Below are 23,410 nucleotides of genomic sequence, written 5' to 3'. Positions count from 1 at the left end.
CCGCGATGGAAGTGCCATCGAAATGCAACCTTGTGCAGTGATGATCTGCGCGCTTTCGTGCCGCGCCATCGGTGCTGTCTGGGCCGAACGGACTCATTACCTGCCAACCAAGGCCAACTCCATGCAGCTTCACCCTGTTTCACGTGTTTTCAATCGTTCCATCCGCACGCTGCCGCGCCGTTCGCTGCTGGCGCAGGCCTGCGCACTGCTGGTCCTGCCGCTGGCCGCACAGTCCGCGCTGGCCCAGGACGCCGTGCCGGCCACCGAGCGCAGCGCCGCCACCGCGCTGGACACCATCACCGTCACCGCCGAGCGCCGCGAGCAGAACCTGCAGGACGTGCCGGTCTCGGTGGGCGTGGTGCAGGGCGAGGCGCTGCGCAGCTACACCGAAGGTGCGGACGACACCTTGCTGGCCTTGTCCGGCCGCGTGCCCAGCTTCTACGCCGAAACCACCACCGGACGCATCTTCCCGCGCTTCTATATCCGCGGGCTGGGCAACATCGACTTCTATCTGGGCGCCTCGCAACCGGTGTCGATCATCCAGGACGACGTAGTCCTGGAGCACGTGGTGCTCAAGTCCAACCCGGTCTATGACGTGGACCAGGTGGAAGTGCTGCGCGGCCCGCAGGGCTCGCTGTTTGGCCGCAACACCACCGCCGGCATCGTCAAGTTCGACACCGTCAAGCCGAGCCAGGAAGGCAGCGGCCGGGTGAATGTCAGTTACGGCAGCTACAACACCGTCTCCATCGACGGCGGCATGGGCGGGGCGATCAACGATGTGCTGTCCTACCGCATCTCCACCCTGTACCAGCACCGCGACGATTGGGTGGACAACACCTACAGCGGGCCCAGTGCCGACGGCACGGTGACGCCGAAGAAGGACACGATGGGCGGTTACGACGACCGCAACCTGCGCCTGCAGCTGCTGTTGCAGCCCAACGAGCAGTTCTCGCTGCTGGCATCGGCCCACACCCGCGACTACGACGGCACTTCCACGCTGTTCCTGCGCAATGCGCTGAGCAAGGGCAGCAACCGCGTGGATGTGGCGCGCGACAAGGTCGCCTACGACGAAGCCGAGAACAACCCGCAGGCGTACAGGACCCACGGTGGTTCGATCAAGGCGACCTACGATTTCGGCAACACCACGCTGACCTCGATCAGCGCCTACGAGACCACCTCCGGCTACAGCCGTGGCGATACCGACGGCGGCGCCGCGGCGGACTTCCCGGTAAACGGCATGCCGAATGGTTACGGCCAGTCGATGGGCCAGGTGCGTGACCTGGACCAGTTCACCCAGGAAGTGCGTCTGGCCTCCAACACCGTTGACCCGTGGTCGTGGCAGGTGGGCGCGTTCTACTTCGATGGCCGTGACACCACCGATTTCTACCAGCGTGCCTGGTTCCTCAATACGGCCGCGCACAACCCGAACAACTGGGTGCGCCTGCGCAACATCAATACTTCGTGGGCGGGCTTCGGCCAGGTGAGCTGGAAGGCGACCGACGCGCTGACCCTGACCGCCGGCATCCGCGGCACCAAGGACGAGAAGAGCACGCGCCTGCTCAAGACCGCCGACACCGCCGCTGGCGCGGTGACCTACAAGGGCCGCCACAACGTCGAGATGTCCGATACCCAGCCCAGCTGGGACCTGAGCGCGATGTATGAAGTCAGCCCCGAGTTGAGCGTGTACGCACGTGTGGCAAGCGGCTTCCGTGGCCCGACCATACAGGGCCGCTCGGCGGTGTTCAACGCCGACTTCACCACCGCCGACTCGGAGACCATCCTGTCCTGGGAAGCAGGCATCAAGAGCAGCCTGTTCGACAACCGCCTGCGCCTGAATGTCAGTGGCTTCACCTACGTGGTGGACGACATCCAGCTCAACGGCAACGACTCCAACGGCAACGGCGTGCTGTTCAATGCCGACAAGGCGCGTGCCTATGGCCTGGAAGCCGATCTGGACTGGCGCCCGATCCCGAACCTGTCGCTGACCGCCGGCCTGAGCCTGTTGCACAGCGAGATCGAGGACAAGCGCGTGTACGCGCAGGTCTGCGCGCTCAATGGCGTGGTGGTGTGCACGGTCAACGACCCGACCATCAAGATCGGCAGCAACGTCTACGCGCAGATCGACGGCAACCCGTTGCCGAACGCACCCAAGTACAACCTCAGTCTGGCCGCCCGCTACGACATCCCGATGGGCGACGACGGCGCACTGTTCTTCGCCACCGACTGGAACAAGCAGGGCGAGACCCAGTTCGTGCTGTACAGCAGCGACGAGTTCTATTCCAAGGGCAACTTCGAAGGCGGCCTGCGCGTGGGTTACACGGGCGGCTACGGTGCCTGGGAAGTGGCGGCGTTCGCGCGCAACATCACCAACGAGAAGAACCTCAAGGGCGTGATCGAGAACTACATGGCGGCGGTGTACAACGAACCGCGCATCATCGGTGTGTCGTTCAACTACAACTGGCACTGAGCGCGTCGGAGCCCACTTGAGCCCGCTTGAGCCCCTCTCCCGCGTGCGGGAGAGGGGTTGGGGTGAGGGCGCTCTGGCTTGTGCCGGATTGAACTGAGCACGGAAACATGTGGTTGCTTCGCACCGGCCCTCATCCGCCCTGCGGGCACCTTCTCCCGCTCGCGGGAGAAGGGAGCGGCATCGCCACATCAGCGGGCCAAACCTGAGCCCCTTCTATCGCCAGCGGGAAGGGCCGCATCGCCGCATCAGCGGGTCAAGCTTGAGCCCCTCTCCCGCGTGCGGGAGAGGGGTTGGGGTGAGGGTGCTCTGGCTTGTGCCGGATTGAACTGAGCACGGAAACATGTGGATGCTTCGCACCGGCCCTCATCCGCCCTGCGGGCACCTTCTCCCGCTCGCGGGAGAAGGGAGCGGCATCGCCACATCAGCGGGCCAAACCTGAGCCCCTTCTATCGCCAGCGGGAAGGGCCGCATCGCCGCATCAGCGGGCCAAACCCGAGCCCCTTCTCTCGTCAGCGGGAGGGGCCGCGTCACCGCATCAGCGGGTCAAGCTTGAGCCCCTCTCCCGCGCGCGGGAGAGGGGTTGGGGTGAGGGTGTTCTGGTTTGTGCAGGATCGCTACGGGCATGGGGACGCCTCGTCCTCGCCCCATCCACCCTTCGGCCATGTTCGCGACGACAGCTCAGCAAGGAAAAGGGCACGCAAGGGGCCTTGCAGATCATGTTGCGCACGGACGTGCCCGGCGCCGGGGACCGGATCATACTGGCCCCTCATCGGGCGTAACGGGAGCGGGGCGATGCGCGCATTTCTGAAAGGGCTGCTGGCGGTGGTGCTTGGTTTCATCGCGGGCAGCGCGGTGAACATGGGGCTGATCCTGCTCGGTGCCCGCATGGTGCCGGCACCGCCGGGCATGGACACGACCACCACCGAAGGGCTGACGGCAGCCATGCCGTTGCTGGGGCCGGTGCATTTTGTGTTTCCGTTCCTGGCGCACGGGCTGGGGACGTTGGCCGGCGCGTTTGTCGCTACGTGGGTGGTCGGGCGCAAGGGCTGGATACCGGCCGCAGTGATCGGGCTGCTGTTCCTGGCCGGTGGCGTGGCCAGCTGCTTCATGCTGCCGGCGCCGCGTTGGTTCGAGGTGCTGGACGTGCTGGTGGCCTACCTGCCGTTTGCCTGGCTGGGCTACATGCTGGCACGCAGGCACGAAGTCAGCCGATGACAGTTGCGGCCGTAGCTGCGACGTGGGCAGCGGGCTGACGAACCATGGCCGTTGCGGCCCTGCATGCACGTGCCGGCATTCCTGCGGCGATTGCTTTGCCGGCTTCGTGGCTCAGGCCACTGTTGCGACAGCACGTTGTTTCAACAGGATCGGGCCGGGACTTCCTTCCGGCCTTTCTCGTGTTTCAGCAGCACGGTTGCGGCTGCGGTAGCGGCTGGCCGAAGGTCAGCACGTTGCCGTCCGGATCGGCAAGGCTGAAATCACGCATGCCATAGGGACGGTCGCCGATGGCGACGCTGATCGGCACGCCGGTGCGTTGCAGGTGTGCGTGGTAATCATCAATCGCATCGATGCCGATGTAGATCCGGCTGATGCCGCCGGGCCTGGCATCGCTGCGGCAGGTGAGGGTGATCTCCACCTGGTCACGGCACACCGCTGCCACTTCCAGCGGGCTGCCCCATTCCCAGGCAAGGTCGAACCCGAGTTTTCCCTGGTAGAACGCCAGCGCGGCAGGCAGATCGTCGGTGCCGAGAAACGGGGAAATCGACTGGAAGCGGGACGGGATCACGGTCTTCTCCGGGGTGCGATGACGGCCGGATAGTGGCACGATGCCAGCCGCAAGGACACATCGCCTGGGCGAGCAGCTCGTTGCAGGCATCACCCAAGGATCATGGAGGTGCCCTGGTGCGATCTTCTGTGGCTTTTTTGCGGTTGCTTGCCGTTGCCTGTCTGCTTGTTCTGTCTGCCTGCGCCTCCATCCCCCTGTCCACTGCGCTGCGGCTGTCCTCGTTGGATGAGAAGGCGGTGCATCAACTGGATCCAGCCGGAATAGGTGTCCGGGTATCGGTCCCGCGCGGCAATGAAGTGGACGTGGCCGGCACCCGCCTGAAGCTGGAGTTGCAACCCGAGGGAGCGCCGGCGCTGGTGGCAGACATGCAGTTGAGACTGTTGGGGACGACCGAAGAAGAACGCAGCGTCGGGCTGTTCAGTGCCAACGTTCCCGTTACTACCTACGAACTTGCGCTGACGCAGGAGGGCGTACGACAACTGCGGCAAGTGCAGGCGCAGATGCTCAAGGGAACAGGGCCGGTCAAGTTCGGCTTCAGTGTCAACACTCCGTTTTCGAAGATGGTGCCGGGCATCCAGGAGATAACGTTCTGGAGTGACCTCAAGCTTCGGTCAAACGATGCATACATGCCGTTGATCGACGGGGCGAAACTGAAGTTCACGTTCAAGGACAGCTGACCCTGCCCATGGGCAGGAAGCGCCTACTCGTATGTCCGCGCGACATTGCCGCGGTTGTCGTGCAATTCGCGTATCCACCATTGATGCGGCGTGGTGTTGCTGATGAAACGCAGATGGGTGGCGATCACCAGCAGCGCGCTGTCATCCAGATCCAGTTGTTTCCACGCGTAGCTGATGATGTCCGGGGCCTGTTCGATGAAGTCGAAGCCATCGTGGTCGAACAGGAACACGTGCCCGGCCTGCTCGCCGGTGGTGGGTATCAGCAGGTAGTTGCCGGTCCCGGGTTCTTCGCCGATGACCAGCGCCGCATCGACCCATTCGGGCAGATATTCCTCGCGCTCGGCTGGGCCCATGGCTTCCGTCCAACCATCGAAATGCCGGCGTAGATGCGTCCAGTCCGAAGGCGAAGCCAGCAGGACGGCAGCCTCGCCACTGTCGTCATCGACGTAGAACAGCACGCTGCCGAATTGGCTGTAGAAGGCACGCAGCCCGGGGAGCTCGGGGACGTCTGCAGTGTCGTGTGCCGGCGTGATGCGGTGGGAAAAGCCGATGCTGCGGGTGATGGCGGCATCGGACAGCGCTTCGCAATGGAAGGTGCCGGAGTGGTTGGCGATTGCGTGTTGCAGTTCCATCGGTAGTCCGGGCTTCCAGTGGCGAGGGGCAGATGGCGTATCAGCCGTGGCGATGGGATTTTGCGTAACTGTCACGGTCGATGTCGAGGATCTCGACACTGGTCTGCAGCTCCAGTCCGTCGGCGGCGATGGCGGCCTCCAGCGCGACCAGCAGCGCCTGCGCGATCTCGCGTTTGGTCTGGGCCGTGCGCCCGCTGAGGATGGACAGCTTTGCCGCGACAAAGGCACGCGCGGTATCGGTGCTGCCGATGGCGAAGTCGTCAAAGGCAATCGCGCGACTCTTGATGTCGGCCTCCTGGAACTGGCCGGTGCGCATCAGCGCCCCATTGGCTGCATGGAGCAATGCAGGTGCAAGGGCGTTGCCCAGGTTGCTGCTGTATTCGATGGTGAGATGGGGCATGGCGATGGGGTTCCCGGTTATCGCGGTGTGGCTTGCAGCATTGCGGTGATGCGCTGGACCTCGGCATCGGAATACGTGATGCGGGTCGGCGTGTCGCTCAGCGGCGCGGGTGCATTGGCGTCCCGCAGGGTGGCGTCCAGGCCACTTTTTGTGCCGTAGATGGGGGCGTCAACGGTGAAGCCACGTTCCGGATAGCGGCCGTGGACGGCCCGGTGAAGTTGGACTGCATCCAGCAGCGTAAGCGCGGGGCCGGGATGCATGCCGTCGGTGGCAAACCACGGTAGCTCCGGGGCAGCGGTCGATGCGCTGCGCAGCACTTCGGATATTTCCACGTAAGGGATGCCTGCCTGCGCTGCCGCCGCTGCCTCCTGCTTGACCAGCTCGGCCGATGCGCGTGGATGACTCTGGTAGCTGCCGAGCAGGAATACCCGGGTGCCGCTGTCACGACCGGCTTGGGCCAAGGCTTTCAATGCTGCCTGTGATTGCACGCAGGCTTGCTTGTCGGGCCAGCACAGCAGCGCGCCGCCTTGTTCCTGCAATACCAGTATCGCCGGACGCTCGGTGTTCAGCGCACCATGCACGGCGCCATCGGCCAGGCGTTCGTTCAACCTGGCACCACCTTTGACGATCATCTGGCTGTGAACCGGCTGGCCATTGGCCTGACTCATCGCTGCAAAGGTGGCGGGCAGGTTGCCGACGTAGACCAGGCTGTTGCCGACGAACAACGCCCGCTCCGGTTCCTGCGTGACATTGCTGGCGGCTGCGCTGGTTGCCAGCGCGAACAACATCGCCACCTGCACTATCCATCTGCGCATTGCCTGCTTCCTTCAACCGGGCGGGTAAGAGACGGCCTGTGACCCGGCTTACCAGTCGATGGTTCCCTGGATGACCGTCTGCACCTGTCCGCCCGACCAGACATCGCCATGCTCATCAATGCTCAGTTGCAGCAGTGCGTCGTGACCGACCTCGCGGCCCTGGCTGGCGGTGTAGCGCTTGCCGGTGCCGGGTAGTGCATCGCGTTCGTCCAGCCATGCGGCAAGCACGGCATTGGCAGCACCGGACGCGGCATCTTCGAAGCGCCGGCCGTTGCCGACGAAGGCGCGTACCACCAGTTGATAGTCATCGCCTTCACTGCGCGCATAGGCAAACACGCCCATCGCTCCGGTGGCTTCGGCCAGCGTGGCGATGGCGTCCCAGTCCGGGCTGAGCGCGCGCAAAGAGGCTTCGCTGGTGACTTCAACCACCCACCAACGGCGGCCGCCGTCCATCAGTGCCGGTGGCAGTTCGCCCAGCGGCCAACCGTTGATGGCCGGCTGCAGGCGCGCGTCATCGGCAGCGACCACTTCGGCCACGGAAGCGCGCGGTGTACGAATGGCGATGGTGCGCACGCCGTTGTGCTCGCTGATGCGTAGCGGCAACTGGCCGGCGATACCGTCCTGGATGAACTGGCCATCGACCGGTGCGGCGACGCCGGCCTCAAGCACGGCATGTGCGCTGCCAACGCTGGGGTGGCCGGCGAACGGCACTTCCTTCTGCGGCGCGAACATGCGGATGCGGTAGCTGGCGCCCGGCGCGGTGGGCGCGCTGATGAAGGTGGTTTCGGGCAGGCGCGTCCAGCGGGCGATGGCCTGCATGGCGGCATCGTCCAGGCCCTCGGCATCGAGCACCACGGCAAGCGGATTGCCGGTGCCGGGGCGGGGGGCGAAGACGTCGAGTTGCATGAAGCGGCGGGTGGTCATGGGCAATCCGTGGAAAGCTGATTTTCATGGCCCCTCTCACGCGCGCGGGAGAAGGGGTGGTATGAGGGAGGTCGAAGTTCAATAGCCGAAAAGTGGATGGGGTCTTCCCTGGGTCAAAGACGATGGGGTGTGCCTTGCACAGCGCCCCTCATCCGCCCCTTTGGGGCACCTTCTCCCGCAGGCGGGAGAAGGAAATGTCCCGCTATCTGATCGACCCGCTCCAAGAGCGTGCCTCACCACTCGATCTGCCCGGAAATCACCTGCTGCACTTCGCCACCGATCCAGATCTGCGCGTCCGCATCGACCTGCACGCGCACTTCGCCATTGCGGCCCAGCTCGCGGCCCTGGCTGGCGAGGTACTGCTCGCCCGGCTTCAAGCGGCCTTCGAGAAGCAGGTGCGCGGCGACCAGTGCATTGGCGCTGCCGGTCACCGGGTCTTCGTTGACACCGACACCCGGGGCGAAGGCGCGCACCGCGTACTGGTAGCCCACATCCGGGCGGTCGGCCGGGGCGAACACGGCCAGCTTGCCGCGGCCGGGCAGGGCGCCGATGGCGGTAAGTTCCGGCTTGTAGCGACGCAGGGCGGCTTCACTGCCGGCCTCCAGCAACCACCAGTCCGGGCCGTTGTTCCATAGCGCCGGGGATTGGCCGGGGCGAGCCAGTGCGGCCAGGCCTTCGGGCAGCTCGACCGGCGCCATTTCGCGGCGTTCGGCCTTGGGGCTGCGCACGCGGATCTGGCGGAACCAACGCCCGCCCTGGACATGCACCGGCAACAGGCCGGCAGCGCACTGCTGGACCAGCCGACCCTCGTCGTCCGGCGTGGCAAGGCCCAACTCAACGGCGGCCCATGCCGCGCCGACGCTGGGATGGCCGGCAAACGGCAGCTCACCCTTCGGGGTGAAGATGCGGATGTGGTAACTGGCGCCTTCATCGGCTGGCAGGAAGAAGATCGTTTCGGAGAGATTCAACCAGGCGGCAATGGCCTGCATGCCCTGGCTGTCGAGGCCATCGCTGTCGACGATGACACCCAGCGCGTTGCCGGCGCCGGCGCGGGCGGAAAACACATCCAACTGCAGGTAACGACGTGTGGGCATTGCAAGCGTGTTCCAGACGGGGGTTGGGCAGCTTACCAGCGCACCTGTCCGTCGATTACCCGTTGCACCTGACCGCCGATCCACACCGTGCCCTGCGCATCCACCGACACCTGCACGCGGCCGTCCCGGCCGACTTCACGCCCCTGGCTGACCACATAGCGGCCCCCGGTGCCGGGCAATTGCCCGTGCCGATGCAGCCAGGCGCCGATCAAGGCGTTGGCGCTGCCGGTTACCGGGTCCTCGGGCACGCTCCCGGCATCAGCGGGGCAGAAGGCGCGCACCACCAGGTTGTGGTCGGTACCGGCTTCCGGTGCGAACACTGCCACACCCGTTGCGTGGGTGGCATTGGTCCAATCAGCCAGGGCGTTCATGTCCGGCAGCAGGGCGCGCACGCTGCTGGCATCACGCGCCGGCACCAGCCACCAACGTGGTCCGTTGTCCCACAGTTCCGGGACGTGCCCGCTGGCGGCCAGTGCCTGGATCTGCGCTGGCACAGCGCCGGGCAGGGTTGGTAACCGCCCGGCAGCGGGGCTGGCCAACTGGATGGTGGGAGCGTCGGCCGGTCCGGTGACACGCACCGACAGCCTGCCCGCAGCGCATTGCTGCACCAATGCGCCTGCGTGGGGCTCGGCAATACCGCAGGTCACCGCTGCCCAGGCCGCGCCGACGCTGGGATGGCCGGCGAAGGGCAACTCGCTGCTGGGCGTGAAGATGCGGATGCGGTAGCTGGCGCCCTCATCGGGGGGAAGGAAGAAGACGGTTTCGGACAGGTCCAACCAGGCCGCGATGGCCTGCATGGCCGATGTGTCCAGACCTTGGCTGTCGAGAATGACGCCCAGTGGATTGCCGGCACCGGCATGGGCGGCAAAGACATCCAGTTGCAGGTAGCGGCGCGCGGTCATGGCGGTGATGTGGAGCGGGGTGTGCCAGCTTAGGCATGCTCGGCGCGGATGTCGTGCCGCCGGCGTGGGAGCGGCCTCGGCCGCGAAGCTGGTGGTCGTTGAGGAGCACCGGATTACAGGGGCCGGCATGCCGCCGAGCTCACGGTCTGGGTCCCGCCCGCCGGCAGGAGGTTCAGGTGGATGACCCGAATCGTTGCAGGTGTTACTTTCTTTGCCCCCGGAAGGGGCCGGATGAGGATGCTTTCGCCCGAAATCAGCCGTCCGGCCAAAGCGGCCTTGGCATAGAATCGGCGGTTCCGCCCGGGTTGCCGGGTCTTTCTTCCATCAGTGAACCCCCAAAGCCAATGTCCGCTTCCCCAATCGTCGATCGCTGGATCGTTCTCAAGTTCGGTGGCACCTCGGTGTCGCGTCGTCATCGTTGGAACACGATCGGGGAACTGGCGAAAAAACGTGCGGACGAAACCGGAGGCCGGGTGCTGGTGGTGGTGTCGGCGCTGTCCGGCGTCACCAATGAACTGACCGCCATCGCCGATGGCGCCGCGGACAGCCGCGAGCGCGTTGCCGCGCTGGTCAGCCGCCACAACGAATTCCTCGCCGAGCTGGAACTGGGCAGTGACGTGCTGGCCGAGCGGTTGGCTGCGCTTTCTGCACTGCTGGACGACCCGCGCGCAGCCAGCCGTCCGCTCGACTGGCAGGCCGAAGTGCTGGGCCAGGGCGAACTGTTGTCTTCGAGCATCGGCGCGGCCTACCTGCGCAGCAACGGCCTGGATTTCGGCTGGATGGATGCCCGCGAGTGGTTGCACGCGCAGCCGCCTGCACCCAACCAGACCGCCTGGTCGCAGCGCCTGTCGGTGAACTGCAAGTGGCAGGGCGAGGCCGACTTCAAGCCGCGCTTCTCGGCGCAGCCGGCACGCATGCTGATCAGCCAGGGCTTCATCGCCCGCCACGGCGATGGCGGCACCGCCATCCTCGGCCGTGGTGGCTCGGACACCTCGGCCGCTTACTTCGGCGCGCTGCTCGGCGCCAGCCGCGTGGAAATCTGGACCGACGTGCCGGGCATGTTCAGCGCCAACCCGAAGGACGTGCCGGACGCGCGCCTGCTGACCCGTCTGGACTATTACGAAGCACAGGAAATCGCCACCACCGGCGCCAAGGTGCTGCACCCGCGCTCGATCAAGCCGTGCCGCGATGCCGGCGTGCCGATGGCCATCCTCGATACCGAGCGGCCGCACATGCCGGGCACCAGCATCGACGGCAGCGCCGAGCCGGTGCCGGGCGTGAAGGCGATCAGCCGTCGCAACGGCATCGTGCTGGTGTCGATGGAAGGCATCGGCATGTGGCAGCAGGTGGGCTTCCTGTCGGATGTGTTCAACCTGTTCAAGAAGCATGGTTTGTCGGTGGACCTGATCGGTTCGGCCGAGACCAACGTGACCGTGTCGCTGGACCCGTCCGAAAACCTGGTCAACACCGACGTGCTGGCCGCGCTGTCGGCCGACCTGTCGGAAATCTGCAAGGTCAAGGTGATCGTGCCGTGCGCGGCCATCACCCTGGTCGGTCGCGGCATGCGCTCGCTGCTGTACAAGCTCTCGGACGTGTGGGCCACGTTCGGCAAGGAGCGCGTGCACATGATTTCGCAGTCGTCCAACGACCTGAACCTCACCTTCGTCATCGACGAAGCCGACGCCGACGGCCTGCTGCCGATCCTGCACAGCGAGCTGATCGACAGCGGCGCCATGCCGGTTTACGAAGAGCAGGTGTTCGGCCCGCGCTGGCGCGAGATCATCGGCACCATCCGCCCGCGACAGACGCCGTGGTGGCAGGCCCCGGGCAAGCGCCAGCAGCTGCTGGAACTGGCTGCCGAAGGTACGCCTGCCTACATCTACAACCTGGACACCGTGCGCGAGCGCGCCCGCCAGCTGAAGGCGATCAGCGCCATCGACCGCCGCTTCTACGCGATCAAGGCCAACTCGCATCCGGAAGTGCTGCGCACGCTCGCTGCCGAAGGTTTCGGCCTGGAATGTGTGTCGCAGGGCGAAGTGGAACTGGTGTTCGCCTCGGTGCCGGGCATCACCCCGGAACGCGTGCTGTTCACCCCGAGCTTCGCGCCGATCAGCGAGTACGAAGCGGTGCTGGCGCGTGGCGTCAACGTCACCGTCGACAACGTCGAGCTGCTGCAGAACTGGCCGGAGGTGTTCCGTGGCCGCAAGCTGTGGCTGCGCATCGACCTGGGCCACGGCGACGGCCATCACAAGAAGGTCAACACCGGCGGCAAGGACGCGAAGTTCGGCCTGTCGGCGTTGCGCGTGGACGAGTTCATCGCCGCCGCGCGCGCGTTGGACATCCGCATCACCGGCGTCCACGCCCATCTGGGCAGCGGCATCGAGAACGCCGGCCACTGGAAGCAGATGGTCGATGAGATGGCCGGCTTCGCGCGCCGCATCGGCAGCGTGGAAATCCTGGACATCGGCGGTGGCCTGCCGGTGCCGTACAGCGACGACGATGAGCCGTTCGATCTGGATGCCTGGGCCGTTGGCCTGGCCGAGATCAAGGCGGTGCACCCGGCGTTCCAGCTGGCGATCGAACCGGGCCGCTTCATGGTGGCCGAGTCCGGCGTGCTGCTGACCCACGCCACCCAGGTGGTGGAGAAGGATGGCGTGCGTCGTGTTGGCCTGGATGCCGGCATGAACGCGTTGCTGCGCCCGGCGCTGTACGACGCCTGGCACGACATTGCCAACCTGTCGCGCCTGGACGACGCACGCGACGTTGATTTCAGCGTGGTCGGCCCGATCTGCGAATCCAGTGACGTGTTCGCACAGCGGGTGAAGCTGCCCGCCACGACCGCATCCGGCGATGTGATGTTGATTGCCGATGCCGGTGCCTATGGCTTCAGCATGGCCAGTACCTACAACCAGCGTGCTCTGCCGCGCGAGGACGTCATCGATGCCTGATGACGTTCGCACCACGCACCTCTTTTTGTCGTCCCGCCGCGCGCCCGCGCGAAAACGGTTCGTTTGATTTCCGGATACGCCATGACAGCTTTTGATAAAAACCAGGTTTCCCGTTTCCGCTTTGTCCGCTGCGATTTTGCTGCCGACACCGGTGTGGCGCGGCTGGTCTACGCCTTCGACGACGGCCCGGAACTGACCGAGACCGTCACCGTGCCGGGTGCGCCGTTCCAGTTGGACGGAGAACGCGCTGCGGCGGTGCAACGCGCACTGCAGCTGCTGCACCTGATCGCGGGCGTGAGTTATTACAAGGCTGCCGTGCCGGAGCAGGTGAGCATCGACAGCTACGCGATCGATGCCGACACCGCCGCATTGGTGGAAGAGGTGTATCTCAACGGCCTGGGCGAGTTTGCCTACCGCAACGGCCTGAACCTGCGCGGCAGGTTCCGACTCCCCTCTCCCCTCGGGAGAGGGGCTGGGGGAGAGGGCGAGGCGCCCGTACCCTCACCCCAACCCCTCTCCCGAGGGGAGAGGGGCTCGGAAGCGCCGGTGCTCGGTCTGCGCCACCACGCCCTCGTCGCCATCGGCGGCGGCAAGGATTCGCTGGTCAGCATCGAGGCGCTGCGCAATGCCGGGGTGGCCGAAACCGTCACCTGGATCGGCGGTTCGCAGCTGATTCGTGCCTGCGCCGAGCGCACCGGCCTGCCGACGCTCAACATCGGCCGCACCTTGGCGCCGGAGCTGTTCGAGCTCAATCGCCAGGGTGCATGGAACGGGCATATCCCGGTCACCGCGGTGAACTCGGCCATCATGGTGCTGGCCGCGCTGGTGCAGGGCGTGGACCAGGTGGTGTTCTCCAACGAGCGTTCGGCCAGCTACGGCAGCCAGATCCCCGGCACCGGCGAGGTCAACCACCAGTGGTCCAAGGGCTGGGCGTTCGAGAAGGCGTTTGGCGAGTACGTGCAGCAGCACGTGGCCGCCGACCTGCATTACTACTCGCTGCTGCGACCGCTGTCGGAGCTGGCGGTCGCACGCCAGTTCGCCAGGACCGACTTCTACGACGCGCATTTCTCCAGCTGCAACCGCAACTTCCACATCCTCGGCGAGCGCCCGGTGAACCGCTGGTGCGGCGTCTGCCCGAAGTGCCATTTCGTGTTCCTGGCGCTGGCGCCGTTCATGCCGAAGATGCGTCTGGTGCGTATCTTCGGCCGCAACCTGCTGGACGACATGGAGCAGGCCGGCGGCTACGACGCGCTGCTGGAGTTCCAGGATCACAAGCCGTTCGAGTGCGTGGGCGAGGGCAAGGAGTCGCGTGCGGCCATGGCCACGTTGGCAGCGCGCCCGGAGTGGAAGGAGGACGCACTGGTGAAGCGTTTCGCCAGCCTGATCCAGCCGACGCTCTCTGACGATGAACTGAAGATCGAACCGCTGCTGGTCATCGACGGTGAACACCGCATCCCGGCAGCATTGTGGGAGCGTCTGCGTGCGAATTTCGCAGCTTGAAGGCAAGCGCGTCGCACTGTGGGGCTGGGGGCGGGAGGGCCGTGCCGCGTACGCGGTACTGCGCGAGCGCCTGCCACAACTGCCACTGACGCTGTTCTGCCCGCCGGCTGAAGCCGACGGCGCGCGTGCCGAAACCGGTGGCGCGCTGCAGGTGGAAACCGAAGTGACCGGGCAGGCGCTGTCGCGCTTCGAGGTGGTCATCAAGTCGCCCGGCATCAGCCCGTACAAGCCCGAAGCGCAGCAGGCCAGCGCGCAGGGCACGCAGTTCATCGGCGGCACCTCGCTGTGGTTCAGCGAACACGCCGATGCCGACGGCAACCTGCCCAACACGGTGTGCGTGACCGGCACCAAGGGCAAGAGCACCACGACCTCGCTGCTGGCGCACCTGCTGCGCGCGGCCGGGCACCGCACCGGCCTGGTTGGCAATATCGGCCTGCCGCTGCTGGAAGTGCTGGACCCGCAGCCGGCGCCGGATTACTGGGCGGTGGAACTGTCCAGTTACCAGACCGGCGAAGTGGCACGCAGCGGCGCGCGCCCGGATGTGGCGATCGTGCTGAACATCTTTCCCGAGCATCTGGATTGGCACGGCAGCGAACAGCGCTACATCGACGACAAACTGTCGCTGGTGACCGGCGGGCATCCGCGCGTTGCGGTGCTCAATGCCGCCGACGAACACCTGCACGCGCTGCACCTGCCGCACAGCCAGATCGTGTGGTTCAACCAGCCCGAAGGCTGGCACATGGTCGGCGAGGTGGTGCATCGCGGTACGCAGGCGGTGTTCGATACGTCGAACACACCGCTGCCGGGGCGTCATAACCGCGGCAATCTGTGTGCGGTGCTGGCCGCGCTGGAAGCGATGGGCCTGGATGCGATGGCCTTGGCCCCGGCGGTGCAGGGCTTCCGTCCGCTGCCCAACCGTCTGCAGATGCTGGGCGAGCGCGACGGCCTGCGTTGGGTCAACGATTCGATCAGCACCACGCCGCATGCCTCGCTGGCTGCCTTGGATTGCTTTGCCGGGCAGCGCATCGCGCTGCTGGTCGGTGGCCATGACCGTGGTGTGGATTGGCATGACTTCGCCGAGCACATGCGTGACAACGCGCCGGTGGAGATCGTGACCATGGGCAGCAACGGCCCACGGATTCACGCCTTGCTGCAACCCTTGGCCGATGAAGGCCGGTTCGGCCTGCATGCAGCGGGTGATCTGCCGCATGCGCTGGAATTGGCGCGTGCGGCATTGGGTGCGCAGGGCGGCGTGGTGTTGTTGTCACCCGGCGCGCCGAGCTTTGGTGCATACAAGGACTACGTGGCGCGCGGTCGCCATTTCGCCGAGCTGGCCGGGTTCGATCCGGACAGCATCAGTGCGATTCCGGGGTTGGGAGTGAGCTGAGCGGGTTGCTGGCTTTTGTGGCCAGAAGCTTCCCCTCACCCCAACCCCCGCTCCGCGCCCCGGCCCTTGCACCGGTGTAAGGGCGCTCCGCGGGCTGCGAACCAGTGGTTCGCAAGCAAGCCCGCATCGCCCCGCAAGGGGAGAGGGGCTCGGATAGCGTGGGCTCGGAGTGCTTTAGCCCCTCTCCCCTTGCGGGAGAGGGGTTGGGGAGAGGGGTGAGGGCAGCTTTTAGCCGTAGACTCCGCCAGACAACCCAACCCGGAGCACCCGCATGAAAGCAGCACGAAAGTGGCAGTTGGCAGCGTTGGCTTTGAGTCTTTCGGCAGCGATGCCGGCCTTGGCGAAAATGCAGCAACGCCCGGTCGAATGGCAGCATGACGGTGCGACCTACAGCGGCGTGCTGGTCTATGACGACGAAGGCGATGCGCGCCGTCCGGGCGTGGTGATGGTGCCCAACTGGAGTGGCGTCAACGCATCGGCTGTCACCAAGGCCGAACAGATTGCCGGCGACGATTACGTAGTGCTGGTCGCCGATGTCTACGGCAAGAACGTGCGCCCCAAGGACAACGCCGAAGCCGCGGCGGCGTCAAAGCCCCTGCGTGACGACCGTGCGCTGCTGCGGGCCCGCGCCAATGCCGCATTGGACGCGTTGAAGGCGCAGGCCGGAAAGGCGCCGTTGGATGCTGCACATATCGCAGCGGTCGGCTTCTGCTTCGGTGGCACCACAGTGCTGGAAATGGCCCGCGCCGGCATGCCGCTGGCGGGTGTGGTGAGCTTGCATGGCGGGCTTTCCACGCCGGCTCCGGCGGCAGCGGGCACCGGCAAGGTGCCGATCCTGGTGCTCAACGGCGCTGCTGATCAGGGCATCACGGCCGAAGACATCAACGCCTTTGGCAAGGAGATGGACGGTGCCGGTGCGGATTGGCAGTTCGTCAATTTCAGCGGCGCGGTGCATTGCTTTGCCGAATCCGACGCCAACAGCCCGCCGGGCTGCCTGTACGACCCGCGTGCGTCCAAGCGTGCATGGAAGATGATGGACAACTTCCTGGAAGAACGCCTGGGCGATTGAGGTGCGGGCCGGGCAATGGGTTTCACGGTAATGCCCGAGCGCAGCATCGCTGCGCTCTACAGCAATCACCGTTAGTGCCGAGCCATGCTCGGCATGGGGCCTTCCCGGTAGTGCCTCAGCGCAGCATGGCTGCGCTCTACCGGGCTGCTTTGGCCGCTTCGATCGCGCCGCTGATGGCGGCGCGGGCTTGCGGGCTGTTGCGCCAGCAGCTGCTGCCGAGCATGGCCGAGGCCTGGGTGACGATGTCCATCGTCTCGGCGTCGGCCAGCTGCGCCAGTGATTGAAAGCCCAATTGCTCCAGCCGCGCCACCACAGTGGCGCCTACGCCCTTCACTCCCAGCAGCAGCGCACGCTCTTCATCGCTGAAACCGTGGCCCACTGCCATCGACTCAGTGACTGCGTTCGACCGCATAGCGGGCCAGGCCGCGCAGTGCAGCAACGGCGTCGCATTCTGCCAGGCCGGCCAGCGCCTGTTCGGCGGCGTCGGCGTATTCCACGGCACGGCTGCGGCTGTACTCCAGGCCGCCGGTGGCATGGATGGCAGCCAGCACTTCGGGCATCGCGCTGGCGTCGCCGTCCTGCACGATCTCGCGCAGGCGCTGGCGGGTGGCCGCGTCGGAGTGGGCCATCGCGTGGATCAGCGGCAACGTGGCCTTGCCTTCGGCCAGGTCGTCGCCCAGGTTCTTGCCCAGCTCGTCGGCATTGGCCGAGTAATCCAGCACGTCGTCGGCGATCTGGAAGGCATAACCCAGGTTCATGCCGTAGTCGTACAGCTTCTGCTGCACGAGCTCGTCGGCGCCGGTGGCCAGCGCACCGAGGCGGGTGCCGGCGGCAAACAGCACGGCGGTCTTGCGCTCGATCACACGCAGGTAAGCGGCTTCGTCGGTGTCCGGGTTGTGGACGTGCAGCAGCTGCAATACCTCGCCCTCGGCGATGCGGTTTGTGGTGTCGGCCAGGATCTGCATGACCGGCATGCGCTCCAGCTCGACCATCAGCTGGAAGCTGCGCGAGTACAGGAAATCGCCCACCAGTACGCTCGGCGCGTTGCCCCAAAGGGCGTTGGCGGTGCTGCGGCCACGGCGCAGGTCCGATTCGTCGACCACGTCGTCGTGCAGCAGGGTGGAGGTGTGGATGAACTCGATGATCGCCGCCAGCTGGTGGTGCTCCGGGCCGGCGCCACCGACCGCATGGCCGGCCAGCATCACCAGCATCGGCCGCAGGCGCTTGCCGCCGGCCGAGACGATGTGGTCGGCGATCTGGTTGATCAGCACCACGTCCGAGGACAGGCGGCGGCGGATCAGGGCATCGACGGCGGCCATGTCCGGTGCGGCAAGGGTCTGGATGGCGGGCAGGCCCAGCGCGGGGCGGAGGTCTTCGACGAGGCTCATACAGTTGCTTCTGGGGGTACCGGGCGATTATAGGCGGTGCGGGCGAAAGACTGTCGTGGAGGGCTGGCAATGGGCCCCGTGGCAGTGAATACGTATGCAAGCACCTCCACCGGCAAAGCGCCGCCGCTAAGCTGACCGGCATACGTTTTGTGGCCCTTTCGGGGGCACTGAAGCCCGGGAGGGGGCGGCCAATGTTGAAGACTCCATGGTGGCGTGGTGCCGTCATCTACCAGATTTACCCGCGCAGCTACCTGGACACCGATGGTGACGGCGTGGGCGACCTGCCGGGCATCATCGAGCGGCTGGATTACATCGCCTCGCTTGGCGTGGACGCGATCTGGGTGTCGCCGTTCTTCAAGTCGCCGATGGCCGATTTCGGCTATGACATCGCCGACCAGCGCGATGTGGACCCGCTGTTCGGCAACCTGGACGACTTCGACCGCCTGCTGGCCAAGGCGCATGCGCTGGGCCTGAAGGTGATGATCGACCAGGTGTTCAGCCACACCTCGGTGGATCACGCCTGGTTCAAGGAAAGCCGGCAGAGCCGCGACAACCCCAAGGCCGACTGGTACGTGTGGGCCGATGCGCGCGAGGACGGCACGCCGCCCAACAACTGGCTGTCGATCTTCGGTGGCGTGGCCTGGCGCTGGGAACCGCGCCGCCGCCAGTACTACCTGCACAACTTCCTGTCCTCGCAGCCTGACCTGGATTTCCACAATCCGGCCGTGCAGCAGGCCACGCTGGACTATGTGAAATTCTGGCTGGACCGGGGCGTGGATGGCTTCCGCCTGGATTCGATCAACTTCTGCTTCCACGACGCGCAGCTGCGCGACAACCCGCCCAAGCCGGAAGACAAGCGCGTGGGCCGTGGCTTCAGCCCGGACAATCCCTACGCATTCCAGTATCACTACTTCAACAACACCCGGCCGGAGAACATCGGCTTCCTGGAGCGTCTGCGCGCCTTGCTGGACCAGTATCCGGGCGCGGTGACGCTGGGCGAAATCTCTTCGGAGGATTCGCTGGCTACCACCGCCGAGTACACCGCGCCGGGCCGCCTGCACATGGGCTACAGCTTCGAGCTGCTGGTGGACGACTACAGCGTGGCCTACATCCGCAGCACGGTTGAAAAGCTGGAAGCCACGATGCTGGACGGCTGGCCGTGCTGGGCGGTGTCCAACCACGACGTGCAGCGCGCAGTGACGCGCTGGGGCGGCCATCCGGCCAACCCGCAGCTGGCCAAAATGCTGGTCGCACTGGTGTGCTCGCTGCGTGGTTCGGTGTGCATCTACCAGGGTGAGGAGCTGGGCCTGGGCGAGGCCGATGTGCCGTTCGAGGCATTGCAGGACCCTTACGGCATCACCTTCTGGCCGAACTTCAAGGGCCGCGACGGCTGCCGCACGCCGATGCCGTGGACTGGCGCGACGCTGGCCGGTTTCAGCAGTGGCAAGCCGTGGTTGCCGATTCCGGAAGAGCATCGCGCGCTGTCGGTGCAGGCGCAGGAAGCAGCGAGCGATTCGGTGCTGCAGGCATTCCGCGCATTCCTGGCCTGGAGAAAGACGCAGCCGGCGTTGGTGGAAGGCGCGATTCGTTTCATCGACAGCGCCGAGCCGGTGTTGATGTTCGAGCGCAGCCTGGGTGATGAGGTGTTGCTGCTGGCGTTCAACCTGTCTGGCGAGCCGGTGCGGCATGCGTTGCCGGCCGGGCAGTGGCAGCACATTGAACTGCCGGGCCCGGTTGCCGGACACGTGGACGGCGAGGTGCTGGTGCTGCCGGGGCATGCGGTGTACTGCGCACGTCGCAGCTGAGCGGACAAACAAGGACTTCTGTGAGGGACGGAGATGACATCTCCGTCCTTTTTTTGTGCGCCGGTCTTGTAGGTGCGGCGTGAGCCGCGAAGCATGCAGAGGTTCGGCGGGCTGTAAGTCTGCGATCCGGTCATGCGTGCGTGGAGGCTCTTCCAATGTCTGAAACGCTGCCAGCTTCGCGGCCAAGGCCGCTCCTACGAATGAGCTGACGATGTGGGACAGCAGAACTCACGCCGGGAGCTGTTGGGCGACGGGGAAGGGGAACGTGCCGTATTTGCCGCCCCAGTAGGAGCGGCCTTGGCCGCGAAGCCCTTCGACGTTCGGCGTGCTGTCGGCGAGGAATCAGGTGATGTGCGATGGCCGCCTCTGTCGTTGCCTGATGTGCCACCAGCTTCGCGGCCGAGGCCGCTCCTACGAGATTGTGGCTGTGTCGAGGTTGCAGCGATGTAGCGGCGATGTAGCGGCGATTGTGCTTGAACGTTGCCCGCTCTCAGCCTGCGGCGTGTGCGCTGTTGTAGGAGCGGCGTGAGCCGCGAAGCATGTAGACGTTCGGCGGCTGCAGGTCCGCAATCCGGTGATGCGTGCTGGCGGGCTCTTCCGATTTCTGAAGCGTTGCCTGCTTCGCGGCCTACGCCGCCCCTGCAGATGCGCATCGTGCTTGGCCCACAACGCACAACGCCCGCTGCATCGGCAGCGGGCGTTGTGTTGGCTACAACCCGTTGGAATCAGAACTTGTAGTTCACGCCCACCTGGTAGGTACGGCCCCATTCCACCGTTTCCAGCGGACGATCCTTGGATTCGGCATAGGTTTCGTACTTGGAGTTGGTGAGGTTGCTGGCCTGCAGGAACAGCCCCAGGCCCTTGAACATCGTGCCATCGCCGAAGTTGTAGCTGATCTGCGCGTCCAGCACGTTCTCGCCCTTCACATAACGAAGCGTGCGGTTGCCGTTGAAGTTGCCGATCTCGCCGATGAAGTCCGAACGCTTGCGCTGGTTCAAGCGCGCCTCAAAGCCGCTGTTCTCGTAGTAGGCGGTGAAGTTGTACACGCGCTTGGACAGGCCCGGCAGCATGATCGGGTCCGAGCCTACGCTGGAGATCGTGGCCGGGTCCGGCGGGATGGTGATGTCGCTGTCGTTGAAGCTGGCGCTGGCCACCAGGCCGAAGCCACGCAGGCCTTCGAAGAACAGGTCCAGCGGCAGCGAGGCGGTCAGTTCCGCACCGCGCAGGGTGCCACCACTGCCGTTGAACGGCGCGGTGTAGGTGCCGGTCTTGTCGACCACGACGCCTGGTGGCAGCGAGATGGCATTGGCCTGCAGCCAGGCATCAACCTGCTGGGTGAAGTCGTAGCCGTCGCGCTTCTCGGTGTAGATGTAGGTCTGCAGATCCTTGTAGAACACCGCAGCAGCCACGTAGGCGCGGTTGCCGAAGTACTTTTCCCAGGACAGGTCAACCGCGTTGGCGACCCACGGGTCCAGGTTCGGGTTGCCGCCGCTGGCGCCCGGCGTACCGTTGTTGGTGTCCACGCCGAACTCCATCGAGGCGCGCAGCTCGTCCACGCGCGGACGTGCGACCTGGCGGGCGATGGCGAAGCGGATGGTGTTCTCGGCCGGCAGCTCGAAGGCCAGGTTCAGGCTGGGCAGGAAGTCGATGTAGCTCTTGCCATCCTTGATCGGGATGACCTGGCTGCCGACCGGCTGCCCGCCGTCCCAGTAGTTCGAGTTGGACGACTGACGCACGTGCTGGGCCTGGATGCCGACGTTGCCGCGCACCGGCACCGAGCCGATCTGCGTGCTGATGTTGGCGCGCAGGAAGGTGGTGGTGATCTCCTCGTCCACCGTCCACTGCTTGGGAATCAGGTAGCTCTCGGTGGTGGTCGGGTTGAACAGCATGTAGCGGCCTACCGCGGCAGGCACGTTCCAGGCGGGGATGTAGCCGGCGCCAGCGAAGCCCAGGTTGACCGGCTTGTACTGCAGGTCGGCGGCGATGGTGGTTTCACCCTGCGCGCCGAGGTTGATGTTGCCTTCAGCCTGGGTCTTGTCCTTCTGGCGATCGGCGTAATTGATGCCGAAGTCCACGTCGGAGAACCAGGTCATGCCATCGGGTGCGGGGAAGTTGGCAGCCAGCTTGAAGCCTTTCAGCTCATCATCCACATGCGGGGTCTTGCCGTAGCCGGAACCGTAGATGGTGTTGGTCAGGTAAAGCTTGTTGTAGTCGGAGTAGTCCAGGCCCGGAGTGAACTGCGGGAAGTTGCCACCGGCGTAGTTGATCTTCACCGAGTCCAACTGCGGCGCGGGCAGCAGCTGCAGGTTGTTCTCCAGGTTGGTCTCGTCGCGTACGGCCTTGGACCAGCTGACATCGGCAACCAGGCGCACATCGCCGAAGGTGAATTCGTTGTTCCAGCCCAGCGCCTTGATGCTGTCTTCGCGGTTGTTGTACATGCCGCGCACCAGCGGGTAGACGTTCTTGGCGGTGCCGCTGACGATGGTGCCGTTGTCGTTGACCACCACGTCGCTGACTTCCAGCCGGCCATAGCCGCCGTTGTAGTCACCCAGGTGGATTTCCATCTGGTTGGCGGTGTCGTACTCCTTGGCCTTGGTGTAGAAGGCGTCCAGCGTGCTGTTCCAGGTGCTGTTGGGGCGGAACTGCAGGGTGGCCATCACCGCATCGCGCTTGGAGCTGCCGGTACGACGCAGCGCCTTGATGCCATCGGAGTACCACGTACCCGCGTCCACGCCCGGGCGCCAGTTGTCGCCCACCTGCTGCCATGGCTCGTACAGGCCGACCTGGTTCTCCTGCTTGGACATCTCCATGTGCGAATAACCGATGGCCAGGCCAACGGTGCCGTCGGCGAACTTGTCGACGAAGCTGGCGTTGATGCGGCTGCCATAGGGATCTTCGCCAGCAGCTTCGCCCAGCGAATTCTTCTGGTAGCGGCCACTGATGGCGATGACGCGCTCGTTGTAGCTGAGCGGGCGCACGGTCTGCATGTCGATCGTGCCGGACAGGCCCTGGCCGATCAGCCCCGAGTCCGGGGTCTTGTAGACGGTGACGCCGCTGATCAGTTCCGACGGGTACTGGTCGAACTCGACGCTGCGGTTGTCGCCGGTGCTGACCACTTCGCGGCCATTGAGCAGGGTGGTGGCGAAGTCGGGCGACAGGCCACGCACGCTGATGACCTGGGCACGGCCGGCCACACGTTGGGCGGCCAGGCCGGGCAGGCGGGCGATGGATTCGGCGATGCTCACGTCCGGCAGCTTGCCGATGTCCTCGGCCGAGATGGCTTCGACGATCGAGGTGGAGTCACGCTTGACCGAGATTGCGCTCTCGATGCCGCGACGGATGCCGGTGACGGTGACCGCATCCAGGTTGGTGGCTTCGGGCTGGGCCTTCTTCTTGGCCGTTTCTTCAGCGGTTTGGGCCTGGACGCCAGTGGCGGTCAGCATGATTGCCGACGCGAGTGCCACGCTCAGCAGATTGCGCTTGGTGTTCAACATTCTCCCCTCCCAGGTAATGTCGTCGGATAATTTTTTTCATGCCGGAGTGTTCTCCGTGCATGTGTCGTCGATGCGATACCGCCACTTGCGACATGCCTCGCATGGTAATCAGCGGGCAACGTCGC

The 23,410-nt window shown here is 65.5% G+C and carries 18 protein-coding genes; 8 read left to right on the top strand and 10 right to left on the bottom strand.

Going from position 1 to position 23,410, the window contains the following annotated elements; translation table 11 throughout:
- Nucleotides 1–121: 121 nt before the first annotated feature.
- Both LR961_RS13300 and LR961_RS13295 read left to right on the top strand, forming a co-directional pair.
- On the top strand, nucleotides 122–2,467 hold the full coding sequence (locus tag LR961_RS13300; RefSeq protein ID WP_232150134.1) for a TonB-dependent receptor: 2,346 nt from the start codon (nucleotides 122–124) through the stop codon (nucleotides 2,465–2,467).
- A 792-nt stretch (nucleotides 2,468–3,259) separates the two neighbouring features.
- Nucleotides 3,260–3,682, top strand: coding sequence for a hypothetical protein (locus LR961_RS13295; protein ID WP_232150126.1), 423 nt, complete (start codon nucleotides 3,260–3,262; stop codon nucleotides 3,680–3,682).
- 184 nt (nucleotides 3,683–3,866) lie between these two features.
- On the opposite strand, the gene LR961_RS13290 is transcribed toward LR961_RS13295, so the two are convergent.
- Nucleotides 3,867–4,250, bottom strand: a complete 384-nt coding sequence (locus tag LR961_RS13290) for a VOC family protein (RefSeq protein WP_232150124.1) — start codon at nucleotides 4,248–4,250, stop codon at nucleotides 3,867–3,869.
- A gap of 116 nt (nucleotides 4,251–4,366) precedes the next feature.
- On the opposite strand from LR961_RS13290, the gene LR961_RS13285 reads away from it, so the two are divergent.
- Nucleotides 4,367–4,927: a hypothetical protein gene (locus LR961_RS13285; RefSeq protein ID WP_232150122.1), complete on the top strand. Its 561-nt coding sequence runs from the start codon at nucleotides 4,367–4,369 to the stop codon at nucleotides 4,925–4,927.
- Between the two features lie 23 nt (nucleotides 4,928–4,950).
- On the opposite strand, the gene LR961_RS13280 is transcribed toward LR961_RS13285, so the two are convergent.
- From LR961_RS13280 to LR961_RS13255, 6 genes are all read right to left on the bottom strand, one after another.
- A complete protein-coding gene (locus tag LR961_RS13280; RefSeq protein WP_232150119.1) occupies nucleotides 4,951–5,559 on the bottom strand; it encodes a hypothetical protein in 609 nt (202 codons plus the stop codon).
- Nucleotides 5,560–5,599: 40 nt separating this feature from the next.
- Nucleotides 5,600–5,959, bottom strand: coding sequence for a 5-carboxymethyl-2-hydroxymuconate Delta-isomerase (locus LR961_RS13275; protein WP_232150103.1), 360 nt, complete (start codon nucleotides 5,957–5,959; stop codon nucleotides 5,600–5,602).
- Between the two features lie 17 nt (nucleotides 5,960–5,976).
- Nucleotides 5,977–6,774, bottom strand: a complete 798-nt coding sequence (locus LR961_RS13270) for a hypothetical protein (RefSeq protein ID WP_232150090.1) — start codon at nucleotides 6,772–6,774, stop codon at nucleotides 5,977–5,979.
- Between the two features lie 48 nt (nucleotides 6,775–6,822).
- On the bottom strand, nucleotides 6,823–7,698 hold the full coding sequence (locus LR961_RS13265) for a PhzF family phenazine biosynthesis protein (RefSeq protein ID WP_232150089.1): 876 nt from the start codon (nucleotides 7,696–7,698) through the stop codon (nucleotides 6,823–6,825).
- Nucleotides 7,699–7,931: 233 nt separating this feature from the next.
- A complete protein-coding gene (locus tag LR961_RS13260; protein ID WP_232150080.1) occupies nucleotides 7,932–8,792 on the bottom strand; it encodes a PhzF family phenazine biosynthesis protein in 861 nt (286 codons plus the stop codon).
- A 32-nt stretch (nucleotides 8,793–8,824) separates the two neighbouring features.
- Nucleotides 8,825–9,694, bottom strand: coding sequence for a PhzF family phenazine biosynthesis protein (locus LR961_RS13255; protein WP_232150078.1), 870 nt, complete (start codon nucleotides 9,692–9,694; stop codon nucleotides 8,825–8,827).
- A 344-nt stretch (nucleotides 9,695–10,038) separates the two neighbouring features.
- Here LR961_RS13255 and LR961_RS13250 point away from each other — a divergent pair, with 344 nt between their 5' ends.
- The 4 genes from LR961_RS13250 to LR961_RS13235 all read left to right on the top strand — a co-directional run bounded on the left by LR961_RS13250 (nucleotide 10,039) and on the right by LR961_RS13235 (nucleotide 16,598).
- The gene (locus LR961_RS13250; protein WP_232150076.1) at nucleotides 10,039–12,642 is read left to right on the top strand and encodes a bifunctional aspartate kinase/diaminopimelate decarboxylase; all 2,604 of its coding nucleotides are present in this window, start codon (nucleotides 10,039–10,041) and stop codon (nucleotides 12,640–12,642) included.
- 81 nt (nucleotides 12,643–12,723) lie between these two features.
- Nucleotides 12,724–14,142 (top strand): UDP-N-acetyl-alpha-D-muramoyl-L-alanyl-L-glutamate epimerase, encoded by a 1,419-nt coding sequence (murL, locus tag LR961_RS13245; protein ID WP_232150074.1) that lies wholly within the window; start codon nucleotides 12,724–12,726, stop codon nucleotides 14,140–14,142.
- Entirely contained in the window at nucleotides 14,123–15,529 is a 1,407-nt protein-coding gene (murD, locus tag LR961_RS13240) for a UDP-N-acetylmuramoyl-L-alanine--D-glutamate ligase (protein WP_232150072.1), read from the top strand. The genes murL and murD overlap by 20 nt, the downstream gene beginning before the upstream one ends.
- Before the next feature lie 271 nt (nucleotides 15,530–15,800).
- Nucleotides 15,801–16,598 (top strand): dienelactone hydrolase family protein, encoded by a 798-nt coding sequence (locus tag LR961_RS13235; protein ID WP_232150061.1) that lies wholly within the window; start codon nucleotides 15,801–15,803, stop codon nucleotides 16,596–16,598.
- 136 nt (nucleotides 16,599–16,734) lie between these two features.
- On the opposite strand, the gene LR961_RS13230 is transcribed toward LR961_RS13235, so the two are convergent.
- Complete coding sequence (locus LR961_RS13230; protein WP_232150059.1) at nucleotides 16,735–16,983, bottom strand: helix-hairpin-helix domain-containing protein; 249 nt, start codon at nucleotides 16,981–16,983, stop codon at nucleotides 16,735–16,737.
- Nucleotides 16,984–16,987: 4 nt separating this feature from the next.
- On the bottom strand, nucleotides 16,988–17,986 hold the full coding sequence (locus LR961_RS13225; RefSeq protein ID WP_232150056.1) for a polyprenyl synthetase family protein: 999 nt from the start codon (nucleotides 17,984–17,986) through the stop codon (nucleotides 16,988–16,990).
- 191 nt (nucleotides 17,987–18,177) lie between these two features.
- Here LR961_RS13225 and LR961_RS13220 point away from each other — a divergent pair, with 191 nt between their 5' ends.
- Nucleotides 18,178–19,791, top strand: coding sequence for an alpha-glucosidase (locus tag LR961_RS13220; RefSeq protein WP_232150054.1), 1,614 nt, complete (start codon nucleotides 18,178–18,180; stop codon nucleotides 19,789–19,791).
- A 725-nt stretch (nucleotides 19,792–20,516) separates the two neighbouring features.
- On the opposite strand, the gene LR961_RS13215 is transcribed toward LR961_RS13220, so the two are convergent.
- Nucleotides 20,517–23,285 (bottom strand): TonB-dependent receptor, encoded by a 2,769-nt coding sequence (locus tag LR961_RS13215; RefSeq protein WP_232150052.1) that lies wholly within the window; start codon nucleotides 23,283–23,285, stop codon nucleotides 20,517–20,519.
- Between the last annotated feature and the right edge of the window lie 125 nt (nucleotides 23,286–23,410).

The organism is Stenotrophomonas sp. SY1 (genome assembly GCF_021202945.1).
Classification (GTDB): domain Bacteria; phylum Pseudomonadota; class Gammaproteobacteria; order Xanthomonadales; family Xanthomonadaceae; genus Stenotrophomonas.
Note: the sequence above shows the minus strand (reverse complement) of the source record. Positions and strands in the feature narration are given on the sequence as shown.